12 protein-coding genes are annotated in these 12,516 nt (G+C 51.0%); all 12 read left to right on the forward strand.

Annotated features, from left to right (window positions below; all coding sequences use genetic code 11):
- Positions 1 to 2 precede the first annotated feature (2 nt).
- Positions 3 to 1,064 carry a recombinase RecA gene (gene recA, locus BMX45_RS01915; RefSeq protein WP_015736279.1) on the forward strand — a complete coding sequence of 354 codons (1,062 nt, stop codon included), beginning with the start codon at positions 3 to 5 and terminating at the stop codon, positions 1,062 to 1,064.
- 144 nt (positions 1,065 to 1,208) lie between these two features.
- Positions 1,209 to 1,946: a regulatory protein RecX gene (locus BMX45_RS01920; protein WP_090908245.1), complete on the forward strand. Its 738-nt coding sequence runs from the start codon at positions 1,209 to 1,211 to the stop codon at positions 1,944 to 1,946.
- 365 nt (positions 1,947 to 2,311) lie between these two features.
- Positions 2,312 to 3,853 carry a ribonuclease Y gene (gene rny, locus BMX45_RS01925; RefSeq protein WP_009589303.1) on the forward strand — a complete coding sequence of 514 codons (1,542 nt, stop codon included), beginning with the start codon at positions 2,312 to 2,314 and terminating at the stop codon, positions 3,851 to 3,853.
- Between the two features lie 137 nt (positions 3,854 to 3,990).
- Entirely contained in the window at positions 3,991 to 4,794 is an 804-nt protein-coding gene (locus BMX45_RS01930; protein ID WP_090908246.1) for a TIGR00282 family metallophosphoesterase, read from the forward strand.
- Between the two features lie 129 nt (positions 4,795 to 4,923).
- On the forward strand, positions 4,924 to 5,184 hold the full coding sequence (locus BMX45_RS01935) for a stage V sporulation protein S (RefSeq protein ID WP_006211249.1): 261 nt from the start codon (positions 4,924 to 4,926) through the stop codon (positions 5,182 to 5,184).
- Between the two features lie 89 nt (positions 5,185 to 5,273).
- Positions 5,274 to 6,245 carry a dipeptidase gene (locus tag BMX45_RS01940; protein WP_090908247.1) on the forward strand — a complete coding sequence of 324 codons (972 nt, stop codon included), beginning with the start codon at positions 5,274 to 5,276 and terminating at the stop codon, positions 6,243 to 6,245.
- 163 nt (positions 6,246 to 6,408) lie between these two features.
- Positions 6,409 to 6,981, forward strand: a complete 573-nt coding sequence (gene pduL / locus BMX45_RS01945) for a phosphate propanoyltransferase (RefSeq protein ID WP_090908248.1) — start codon at positions 6,409 to 6,411, stop codon at positions 6,979 to 6,981.
- Between the two features lie 305 nt (positions 6,982 to 7,286).
- Positions 7,287 to 8,846 (forward strand): tRNA (N6-isopentenyl adenosine(37)-C2)-methylthiotransferase MiaB, encoded by a 1,560-nt coding sequence (gene miaB, locus BMX45_RS01950; protein ID WP_090908249.1) that lies wholly within the window; start codon positions 7,287 to 7,289, stop codon positions 8,844 to 8,846.
- Positions 8,847 to 8,947: 101 nt separating this feature from the next.
- Positions 8,948 to 9,397, forward strand: coding sequence for a YlbF/YmcA family competence regulator (locus tag BMX45_RS01955; RefSeq protein ID WP_090908250.1), 450 nt, complete (start codon positions 8,948 to 8,950; stop codon positions 9,395 to 9,397).
- Between the two features lie 161 nt (positions 9,398 to 9,558).
- Positions 9,559 to 10,344, forward strand: a complete 786-nt coding sequence (locus BMX45_RS01960) for an NUDIX hydrolase (protein WP_090908251.1) — start codon at positions 9,559 to 9,561, stop codon at positions 10,342 to 10,344.
- A 68-nt stretch (positions 10,345 to 10,412) separates the two neighbouring features.
- Positions 10,413 to 10,970, forward strand: a complete 558-nt coding sequence (locus BMX45_RS01965; RefSeq protein WP_090908252.1) for a cysteine hydrolase family protein — start codon at positions 10,413 to 10,415, stop codon at positions 10,968 to 10,970.
- A gap of 57 nt (positions 10,971 to 11,027) precedes the next feature.
- On the forward strand, positions 11,028 to 12,482 hold the full coding sequence (locus tag BMX45_RS01970; protein WP_090908253.1) for a nicotinate phosphoribosyltransferase: 1,455 nt from the start codon (positions 11,028 to 11,030) through the stop codon (positions 12,480 to 12,482).
- Positions 12,483 to 12,516: the final 34 nt, after the last annotated feature.

Genomic DNA, 12,516 nt, shown 5'->3' on the forward strand with positions numbered 1-12,516 from the left:
AATTGTCAGATCGTCGTGCTGCGCTGGAAATGGCGCTTCGTCAGATAGAGAAACAGTTCGGAAAAGGTTCCATTATGAAACTGGGTGAATCCACCCATATGCAGGTAGAGATTGTGCCAAGCGGATCGTTGGCATTGGATATAGCTTTAGGAACCGGCGGCTTGCCTAGAGGCCGGATTATTGAAGTGTACGGACCGGAATCCTCCGGTAAAACAACAGTAGCCCTGCATGCTATCGCAGAGGTTCAGAAGGCTGGCGGACAAGCTGCATTTATCGATGCCGAGCATGCCCTGGATCCATCGTATGCAAACAAATTGGGCGTTAACATTGATGAATTGCTGCTCTCCCAACCGGATACGGGCGAGCAGGCGCTGGAAATTGCGGAGGCTCTGGTACGGAGCGGCGCCGTCGATGTCATCGTTATTGACTCGGTCGCCGCGCTTGTACCGAAAGCCGAGATCGAAGGCGACATGGGTGATTCCCACGTGGGTCTGCAAGCCCGTCTGATGTCCCAGGCTCTTCGTAAATTGTCGGGAGCCATCAATAAGTCGAAAACGATTGCCATCTTTATCAACCAGCTTCGCGAGAAGGTTGGTGTTATGTTCGGTAACCCTGAAACAACCCCAGGCGGACGTGCTCTGAAGTTCTATTCCACGGTTCGTTTGGACGTGCGTCGAATTGAGAGCATCAAAATGGGCAACGATGTGGTGGGTAACCGAACACGGATTAAGGTTGTCAAGAACAAGGTAGCTCCACCATTCAAACAGGCCGAGCTTGATATTATGTACGGCGAAGGCATCTCTAGAGAGGGAAGCCTGATCGATATCGGTACAGAACTGGATATCGTGGATAAGAGCGGAGCATGGTATTCTTATGCCGGTGACCGTCTTGGTCAAGGCCGCGAGAATGCGAAGCAATTCTTGAAGGAGAATCCGGAGATCGCAAGCGTGATCGAGAACAAGATCCGTGAAGCGAGTAACCTGACGACGGCTGTTCCTGAGCCTTCCGACAAGGAGAAGGAACAAGAGCAATTGGAAGAGCAAGAGTTGTTTAAGGTAGAGTAATAAATCAATCGCTGGTTAACGATGACAGTGTTGGGGACCGTCCGGTGTGGGTAACGCCAGACGGTCTTCTTTGCATTTATTTCTGCCACCATCAATGGTCTTGGCGATGTGTCGGGAAGCGTGCAGCAGTGAAGGGAGCGTCGTATGGATATAGAGAATAAAGAAATGTCGGGGCTGGCGGAATCCTCGGGAATTGGACATTTTCCGGAAGACGAGGATCTGGTCATAACCTCAGTCGAAATGCTGAAAAAGCCCAAACACCGGTATCAAATCGCGTTCGGACCGTACCTTATGACCGTTCATGAAGACGTGATGCTTAAATATCGCATGTTGAAGGGAAATGTTTTTCGCAAGGAAGAGCTGCAGGAGATTGTCGTGGCAGATGAGCGGCAGCGGGCTTACGTGGAAGCGCTGAATCATTTGGCGCGGAAACCAAGGACGACTCAGGAGATCACGCAGCGTTTGCAGCAAAAGGGGTTCGAGCCCGGCAGCGTGGAGACGACGCTGGAACGCCTCGAGAAGGACAAGCTGGTGGATGACGCGCTGTACGCTAAGATGTGGGCAGAGCAGCGCATGACGAGCCATAAGAAGGGACGGCTGTGGGTTAAGCAGGAGCTGAGACAGAAGGGAATCGGCACCCAGCTGATTTCGGAGGCTTTGGGCGAGATCAGCGCAGAATCGGAATTGGAGAGCTGCCTGGCCGTTGGCCGTAAAAAATGGCAGCAAACCCAGGGGGAGCTGCTGGATCGCAAACGTAAAACCGGAGCATATTTAATGCGTAGGGGTTTTGGGGGAGAGCCTGTGCGCCAGGCCCTCAAACTTCTGATCGAAGAGGATCAGGAGGAAGCCGATTGGGACGAAGAGCCGGATGATTTTGAATAAAGCGCAAGCAGGTGCGCATTTTTTCGCGAAAGAAATGGTTTCACTGGATGAAACTGACGTTTACCCATTGCTTTCCCTTGACAATATCTTTTTATAAATACTAAAATAAATATGAATCTTTTTATCATAAATTAGAATCCTTTTTCCTTCCAAAAAAGTGACTACTTTGTGAAAGATTCTTAAATCGCCAATTCATAGTGAAATGTATTCCGCTGGCTAAGGCGGGATTTGCGTACGATCATGATGGCGTGCGCAGTATGGACGGCAGCTTCCACTGCCGGAAAATTTTATGTATGAATGAGTAACCTGACAATTGCACATTTTCCCAAGGAATGCCTTGGAGGAAACAACGAGGAGGTGAACAGATGGAAACTTGGATCTGGATCATAATCGTTCTCGCTGTAGCCGCTATATTCTTTGGGTTCGGTTATTTTATTCGCAAATCCCTTGCAGAAGCTAAAATTTCCAGTGCCGAGCATGCCGCTTTGCAGATCGTCGAAAGTGCGAAGAAGGAAGCAGAAGCATTGAAGAAAGAAACGGTTCTCGAAGCTAAAGACGAAGTTCATAAAATCAGAGCCGAAGCTGAAAAAGACACTCGCGAGCGCCGGAATGAAATTCAACGGCAGGAGCGCAGATTGTTGCAAAAGGAAGAGTCGCTGGATAAAAAAATAGAATCTTTGGAACGTAAAGAAGAACAAGTGGCGAACAAAGAGAAACGAATAGAGGAAACCCAGCAGCAAATCGATGCCATTTACAAGAAGCAAACGACGGAACTGGAGCGCATCTCCAACCTGACGATGGAGGATGCCCGCAGCATCATTCTCAGCAATGTCGAGCAAGAAGTTCGTCATGAAACCGCTCAGATGATCAAAGAAATCGAGCAGCAGGCGAAGGAAGAAGCAGATAAGAAATCACGCGAGATCATCACGCTGGCTATTCAACGCTGTGCGGCTGATCACGTAGCTGAGACCACGGTTTCTGTTGTCACCTTGCCGAACGAAGAAATGAAAGGCCGAATTATCGGACGTGAAGGCCGAAACATTCGTGCGCTTGAGACCCTTACAGGGATTGACCTTATTATCGATGATACTCCGGAAGCTGTCATTCTGTCCGGATTTGATCCGATTCGCCGTGAAATTGCCCGTACGGCTTTGGAAAAGCTCGTGGCGGACGGACGGATTCATCCGGCTCGTATCGAAGAAATGGTGGAGAAATCCCGCAAGGAAGTGGACGAACGCATTCGCGAGTATGGAGAACAAGCCACTTTCGAGGTTGGTGTACACGGTTTGCATCCGGATTTGATCAAAATTTTGGGTCGACTGAAATTCCGTACGAGCTATGGACAAAATGTGTTGAAACACTCCATGGAAGTGGCCTATTTGACTGGCCTGATGGCCGGCGAACTGGGCGAAGACATCGTGCTTGCGAAACGGGCAGGACTGTTGCATGACATCGGTAAAGCGCTGGATCATGAAGTGGAAGGATCGCACGTTGAAATCGGCGTGGAGCTGGCGAAGAAGTATAAGGAACATCCGGTGGTTATCAACAGCATTGCCTCTCATCACGGCGATTGCGAAGCAACTTCGGTTATTGCCATGCTGGTGGGCGCAGCTGACGCATTGTCCGCTGCCAGACCGGGAGCACGCAGAGAGACGCTTGAGACGTACATCCGTCGTCTTGAGAAGCTCGAGGAAATTTCCGAATCCTTTGAAGGCGTTGAGAAATCCTACGCCATTCAAGCAGGACGTGAAGTTCGCGTCATGGTGCAACCGGAAAAAATCGACGATGCCGAAGCATTCCGCTTGGCACGCGACATTACCAAAACGATTGAAAATGAACTGGATTATCCGGGTCATATTAAAGTCACCGTTATCCGGGAAACCCGTGCGGTCGATTACGCGAAATAGAGTTTGGACCTTAAAAAGTGGCCGCATTCCGGCCACTTTTTATCTTTAAGATATCCGAAAATACATATCGGACTATCCATGAATCGGGAACCGCCTGCCCGGGATCAAGTCAGGACAGGACAGGCTCCCCTGAAGGAGTGATTGACATCAAAGTATTATTCATCGGAGACATTGTCGGCAGCACAGGACGCAAGGCGCTGAAAGCTTCCCTTCCGGAGCTGAAGTCCAAATATAATCCGCACATCATTATTGCCAATGGGGAGAACGCGGCTTCAGGACGCGGCATCACCTCGGCCATAGCCAATGAATTTTTCAATTGGGGCATTCATGGCATCACCTTGGGAAACCACACGTGGGATAACAAGGATATTTTTGAGTTTATCGACGACGAACCCCGCATGATTCGGCCGGCGAACTTTCCGCCGGGGACACCCGGCCGCGGATACACCGTCATTAAAGCGAACGGCAAACAGCTGGCGATCGTGAATCTGCAGGGACGGACATTCCTGCCAGCCATCGATTGCCCGTTCCGGACTGCCGATGACATCGTGGAAACACTGCGCCAGAAGCACAAATGCATCCTTGTGGATTTTCATGCTGAGGCGACCTCGGAGAAAATTGCCATGGGATGGCATCTGGAAGGCCGTGCCTCGATGGTGGTCGGCACGCACACCCACGTGCAGAGCAATGACGATACCATACTCCCGGGAGGAACGGCATACATTACGGATACCGGCATGGTCGGCTCTAAGGAAGGCATCCTCGGCATGCAGCGCGATGCGGTCATGTATAAATTCAAGACCCAGCTTCCTGCCCGTTTCCAGGTCGACGAGGGCAAATGGCAGTTCCACGCCGTATGCGTGGACATGGATGAGGAGACAGGGAAAGCCCGGAAGATCCAAAAAATCCGCATGTACGAAGATGAATGGCGGATGGATTAAAAGCGTCAAAATCCGTTTAATTAAATTAGGTACGGATGGTAAAAAGCAGGAATTTTTTCCCCTCTCACGAATAACATCTAGTAAGCGGAAGCAAACCATCACTCAACATTCCCAGGGGAGGTACTTACCATGGAAGTATTAAAAGTTTCAGCAAAATCCAATCCTAATTCGGTTGCAGGGGCGCTCGCTGGAGTTCTTCGGGAGCGGGGCGGAGCGGAACTGCAAGCGATTGGGGCGGGAGCACTGAACCAGGCCATTAAAGCGGTAGCGATTGCCCGGGGATTTGTGGCACCGAGCGGGGTGGATTTGATATGCATCCCTGCTTTTACGGATATTGTGATTGATGGCGAAGACCGGACGGCAATTAAATTGATCGTGGAACCTAGATAAATTTCGAATGTTGAGGATGAGCCTGTTTACTCTGCTTAGCGTAAACAGGCTTTTTGCTGTGACAGGTCAGAAGGGGGATGAGCGGCGCGATGCGGACGGTTGATTTTCACTGCGATGTTTTGAGCAAAATGTGGGAAGATCCCAAAGCCTCTTTTGTGGACGGCCCGCATTTGGATGTAACGATGCAGCGTTTGAAGCACGGGGATCTGGCGCTTCAGGTATTCGCTGTGTTCTTGTCGGAGAAATTCGGGAGGCCCTCCTTTGAACGGGTGCTGGCCCAATTGGATGTATACCGAAGCCGCATCGTGAACGCGGGTCATCTGAAGCCTCTGCTCTGGCGGGAACAAGTTCGAGAGATGAGACAACGCAACACGGAGCGTTACGGCGTCCTGTCGCTGGAAGGCGTTGACGGGTTGGATGGCAATCTGTATTACGTTCAGCTTTTATTTGATATGGGCGTACGATTGATGGGAGTTACCTGGAATTATGCCAACTGGGCAGCGGATGGCGTGCTGGAGCAGCGAAACGGCGGGTTTACGGAACGGGGACGTCAACTGATCGAGCAATGTCATAGAACAGGCATCATTCTGGACGTGGCCCATCTGTCCCAGGCCGGTTTCTGGGAGCTGGCGGAGCTGACTAAGAGGCCCGTCATTGCTTCGCATTCCAATGCGTACTCCATTTGCCCGCATCCCCGGAATTTGACCGATGAACAGATACGGGCACTGATAGCGTTAAACGGCATGATCGGCATCACGTTTGTGCCCTGGTTTGTCCGCAGCGGTGTCGAGCGTGTGATGCCGGAGGACGTCCTGCCGCACATCGAGAAGATTTGTGAGCTGGGCGGAGAGAAACACATCATGTTCGGGTCGGATTTCGACGGGATCGATCAGTGGATCGAAGGGCTGGAGCATCCGGGCCGGTTTCCGGATTTTCAGGAGCTGCTGCTCAAATTTTATCCCGAATCGATGGTCAAGGGCTGGATGTCGGATAATCCGCTGCGTTTCCTTGAACAGTATTTGCCTTCATCGCCGGTTCCAGAAGATGAACATGACGCATAACATCCTGGATTCGAGGATAACTATGACAATCCTGTTGCAGATCGCGCAAGAAACAAAAGAAGGCGCCCTGAAACACGCGGGTTGCCTTTTTATTTTTGGGTAATAGAGAGTATAATAGGTGATGGCATGTACAGCATATAGAGAAAAACAAGGAGTGAGACAGATGAGTAAAACTGTACCTGTGGGTGTATCCGCCCGCCATATTCATTTAACCCAAGAGCATATTGAGGCATTGTTCGGCCCTGGATATCAACTTACAGAGTTCAAACCTTTGTCCCAGCCAGGACAATTCGCGGCCAACGAAACGGTAGCGGTCATTGGAACGAAGGGACAATTCGATAAAGTAAGAATTTTGGGACCTGCGCGTCCTGCAACCCAGTTGGAAATTTCCCGTACGGATTCCTTTGCCATCGGCGTGAAAGCACCCGTGCGCGAATCCGGAAACATTGCCGGAACCCCGGGAATCACGATTAAAGGCCCGGCAGGTGAAGTAACGGTGGACGAAGGCGTCATCGTGGCCGCTCGTCATATTCACTTCCATACATCCGCTGCGGAACAGTGGGGCATCAAGGACAAGGACCTGCTCAAAGTGCGCCTAGGCGGCGAACGCGGCCTCGTGCTGGAGAACGTCATTGCCCGCGTATCCGACAATTTTGCGCTCGACATGCACATCGATACCGATGAGGCCAACGCAGCCGGCGCCAAAAACGGAGACACTGCTGAAATTATTGATTAATCCGCGGCTTTAGAAAGCCATTAGAACATACTGTATGTGTCAAGCATGCGCAACCTTTCAAGTTCGCAGTCAAGAAGAGCCTGGATCGATTCATCGATGCCAGGCTCTTTTTTTTGGAAATTCCAAATTTATGGGCCGCGTGCTGCCGAACTTATGGAAGAAGAAAGTCAACGGCCAAGGAACGCTCTAATAGCATCAGGGTGGTAGCTTAGGCATAAAGATCATGATATAATTTAAAACAGTGCCTATTTAAGCAATATTGTCATGTAAACCAGAGATTTTGCGGATCTAAGGAGTGACCTAGCATGTCCAAAGAAAGTAAGGACTACTCCAAGTATTTTGATTTTTCAGGAGCCAAAGTTCTCTCGGAAGACGAACACGGGAAGAGAATTCGCATCAATGGCCGGGAAATCAACATTCTTTCGGAGCCTAATCATAGACAGGAAAAACAACGCGGCAAACAGAGTGTCGAAGTCCTGTACGATACCGAGCTGCCAGAAGAGTTCCGAAGCATCGGGGCTGGCAAGCATTACATCGTGTATACGTACGGATGCCAGATGAATGAACATGATTCCGAGACGATTAAGGGATTGCTGGAGCAGATGGGTTACCGGGCAACCGAAGATCGCAAGCAGGCGGACATCATTTTGCTCAACACTTGTGCCATTCGTGAAAATGCGGAGGACAAGGTGTTTGGCGAACTCGGCCACCTGAAGCATCTGAAGACGGAAAAGCCGGATATGCTGCTTGGGGTTTGCGGCTGCATGTCGCAGGAAGAATCGGTCGTGAATCGAATTCTCCAGAAGCACGGCTTCGTGGATCTGATCTTCGGCACGCATAACGTCCATCGTTTGCCTCACTTGATTCAGGAAGCGCTCTTCAGCAAGGAAATGGTGGTTGAAGTGTGGTCCAAGGAAGGCGACATTGTCGAGAATCTTCCGAAGAAAAGGGAAGGTCTCCGCGGTTGGGTCAACATTATGTACGGCTGTGATAAATTCTGTACATACTGCATCGTCCCTTACACCCGCGGCAAGGAACGCAGCCGGCGTCCGGAGGACGTCATTGCCGAGGTTCGCGAATTGGCCCGTCAAGGGTATAAGGAAATTACGCTGCTCGGTCAAAACGTGAATGCATACGGTAAAGATTTTGAAGATATCCAGTATCGCTTCGGCGATCTGATGGATGATATTCACAAAATCGATATCCCGCGCGTTCGCTTCACGACATCCCATCCAAGGGACTTTGACGATCATCTGATCGAGGTGCTGGCGAAGGGCGGCAACCTGGTGGAGCATATTCATCTGCCGGTGCAGTCGGGAAGCACGCAAGTGCTCAAGAAAATGAGCCGGAAATATACCCGCGAGACGTATCTGGAATTGGCCCATAAGATTAAGAAGGCGATTCCCAATGTAGCGTTCACCACCGACATCATTGTCGGTTTCCCCGGCGAAACCGATGAGCAGTTTGAGGAGACGCTGTCCTTGGTAAGGGAAGTAGGTTATGACTCTGCGTATACCTTTATCTATTCTCCGCGCGAAGGAACGCCGGCAGCGGTGATGGAGGATAATGTGCCGATGGAGGTTAAGAGCGAGCGTCTGCAGCGCTTGAACGCCGCCATTAATGAATACAGCCGCAAGAGCAACGACAGGCTGCTTGGATCTACGGTGGAGGTCCTGGTAGAAGGAGTCAGCAAGAACAATGATTCCATGCTGTCCGGACGTACGCGCACGAACAAGCTGGTGCATTTTGAAGGCTCGACGGAACTCGTAGGCAGCTTCGTGAATGTACGGATCACGGATACGAAGACCTGGTATATCAAAGGGGATATGATCCCGGACGCGATTCCTGCCTCAGATGCGGTATAATGGAGGAGCAAGAAGCATGCCAATGCAGCATAGACCGTTACCGCAATGGATCCATGCCTGCATATACTCATATAGATGATGAAGAATTGGAGCGATGAACCTTGGCACATGATCATGTTCGTACCAACACCTACGGTATGTCCACTTACAATACACGTGAATTGATAATACGCGACGATATTCTGGCGAAAGCCGGCGAGCTGGCGGATTTAATATCCACAAGCGAAGAAGTTCAGATGTTTAAGCAAGCGGAAGAGAAGATCCAGAACCACGAACGGGTCCAAAACCTGATCAAAACCATTAAGAAAAAGCAAAAAGAAATCGTGGCTTTTGAAACGTTCCAGAACAAGGACATGGTTGCAAAAATCGAACGCGAAATCGAAGAGCTTCAGGAGGAGATTGACAGCATTCCGCTCGTGATGGAGTTCCAGCAAAGTCAGAGCGACATTAATTATCTCCTTCAGCTGGTCGTGTCCGTGATTCACGATACCGTTTCGGAAAAAGTGAACGTGGAAACAGGTAAAGATACGCCGCCAAGCAGCTGCGGTTAGAGGAAACGAGGTGCGGAATGGTTCCGCACCTTTTCTGTTCTTGTTAAGGCATGCACAGAATGAGAATGTATAGGGCATAGTAAAGTTATATAGAGATTGGGCTAGGAAATCCTTGACATCATTTTTAAATATGTCATAATGAAATTATCAAATTAATAGTTATGGTGATGGAAATGACGGATCGCGAACAGGCGCCAAAGAGCAGTGACAAGAAATACAGAACACCGGACGGTGTGCCCGCCGATATCGTGATGTTTACCCTGACGAAGCGGGAACGGAAGACCTTTACCAAGACACTGCCCATTCGGGAGCTTAAGGTGATGCTGATCCGGCGCAGGTCATGGCCTTGTGCCGGCATGTGGGCGCTTCCCGGCGGTTTTTGCCGTGAAAGCGAGTCGATTTACGATGCCGCCAAACGGGAGCTGAAGGAAGAGACCGGGGTGGACGGCGGACACTTGGAGTACTTGGGCGTGTATAGCGCGCCGGGACGTGATCCAAGGGGCTGGATTATCAGCCATGCCTTCTATGCGCTCGTAGAGGAGTGGATGCTGGAGCACCGCCAGGCTGCCGATGACGCCGAAGAGGTTGGCCTGTTTACGGTCGCGGAAGCTCTGGAGGAGCTGGAGCTTGCATTTGACCACAGGGATATTATTATGGATGCTTACCGCAAGATTCAGCTGCAAATGCTGCAAACGACGATTGCCAGGCAGTTTTTGCCGGAGCATTTTACGCTGAGCGAGTTATACCAGGTCATCCAGACGGTTGTGCCCGAGTTCAACGAACCCAACTTTATCCGTAAAATCACATCGACCCGCAGCAGACAGGGGATACTGGAAGAAGCGCGGGACGAGAACGGCAAGCCGCTAAGCTCCAACCAGTATTCCCAACGTCCGGCCCAATTGTACCGATTTACGGATCATGCGCCGCTGCTATCGATTTATACGTAGCAGGTCTATGATTCAACCGCTGTTATTTTTATCGATCACATTAATCACGTCGTAGAGGAGTGTGTCAGATGAAAGCCTTAATCGTGATAGATTTCACGAATGATTTCGTGGATGGTAACCTGCCGGTAGGGAAGCCCGCCATCGACATTCAGAAGACCATTGCTGAGTTGACCCGATTATACAGCGATCGCGGAGATTTTGTCGTCATGGCCGTGGACCTGCATGAGCAGGACGATGCTTTTCACCCCGAAACCAAGCTGTTTCCTCCGCATAACATCCGGGGAACCCGGGGGCGGGAATTATACGGCGAGTTACAGCAGGTCTATGAGGGTCGCAAGGATACGATCTATTGGATGGATAAAACAAGATACAGCGCATTTTGCGGTACGGAACTGAACCAGAAGCTCCGGGAACGCGGGATTACCGAAGTCGATCTTGTAGGGGTATGCACCGACATCTGCGTGCTGCATACTGCCGTGGATGCGTATAATTACGGATACAAAATAACGGTCTATGAGGATGGCGTTGCCAGTTTCAATCCGGAGGGGCATAAGTGGGCGTTGAGCCACTTTCAGGGCAGTCTCGGGGCAGCCGTTGTGCGAAGCGAAGAATTTCTTAATCGATAGACAGCTCGAACTACCCGGAAGCATGGATGAACCGGGTCATACTGGAGGATGATCGTGATGCTGACAGCAGGATTAGCACTACATACGGACAAATACCAGATCAACATGATGTATGCGCATTGGATTAACGGCTCTCATCGTACGCGTGCGGTGTTTGAGGGATATTTCCGCAAGCTGCCGTTCGGTAACGGGTACGCCGTTTTTGCCGGACTGGAAAGGATCGTGCATTATATCGAGTCCTTGCGTTTCTCGGATGAGGATATCGCGTATCTGGCCAAACAGGAAGAGAAGTATAAGCCTGAATTTCTGGAGGAGCTTCGCCGCTTCCGATTTCAAGGGAATATTCATTCCATGAAGGAGGGAGCGCTGGTATTCCCGAACGAACCGCTCATTCGGGTGGAAGGCACCATTTTCGAGACGCAGCTGGTCGAAACCGCGCTCCTGAACTTCATGAACTTTCAGACCTTGATCGCGACCAAGGCCTCCCGCATCCGTCAGGTGGCCGGCGGCGATACCTTGCTGGAGTTTGGCACAAGACGCGCGCAGGAAGCGGATGCGGCCGTATGGGGAGCCCGTGCAGCGTATCTAGCCGGCTTCCATGCTACCTCGAATATGCTGGCCGGCGAGAAATTCGGCATTCCGACCAAAGGCACGCATGCGCATTCCTGGGTGCAGACCTTCCGGAGCGAGCAGGAGGCATTTGATATTTTTGCCGAGGTCATGCCGGATCAAGTGACGCTGCTGGTGGATACCTTCGATACTTTAAAGAGCGGGATTCCGCATGCCATCGCTACAGCGAAGAAGCTGGAGGCCCAAGGAAAGCGGATGAATGCCATTCGTCTGGACAGCGGGGATTTGGCTTACCTGTCGATTCAGGCAAGAAGGATGCTGGATGAGGCCGGTCTTCACTATGTAGGCATCGTAGCTTCCAACGATCTGGATGAGGGTACGATTCTGGATCTCAAGGCACAGGGTGCCAAGGTCGATACTTGGGGCGTCGGTACCCAGCTGATCACGGCGGCCGACCAGCCTGCGCTCGGAGGCGTCTACAAGCTGGTAGAGCGGGAGGTTGACGGGAAGATGGTACCGACCATCAAAATCTCGGGCAACCCTGAAAAAGTGTCCACTCCCGGCAAAAAGGACGTGTACCGCATCATATCCAAGGGCAGCGGCAAAGCGATCGCCGATTACATCTGCTTCCCGGAAGAGGAAATGCCGCCGGAAAGCGGCAAGCTGAAGCTGTTTAATCCGCTGCATCCTTACATGCGCAAAAACGTGAAGAACTTTGATGCGGTGTCCATGCTGGAACCGATATTCCAGAATGGCGAATTGGTGTATGAACTGCCCGAGCTGGAGGAGATCCGCAGCTATCATGACGCTCAGCTGGGCCAGTTCTGGCCCGAGTATTTGCGTAAGCTGAATCCGGAGATATACCGCGTGAACCTGAGCGAAGAGGTCTGGGAAGTGAAGCAGCGGATGATGGCCGAGTTCATGGAGCAGCACGAAGATTAGGTTATAACGTACAGCAATGAAAAAGACGCTTTCC

The organism is Paenibacillus sp. cl141a, from assembly GCF_900109305.1.
GTDB lineage: Bacteria > Bacillota > Bacilli > Paenibacillales > Paenibacillaceae > Paenibacillus_AQ > Paenibacillus_AQ lautus_A.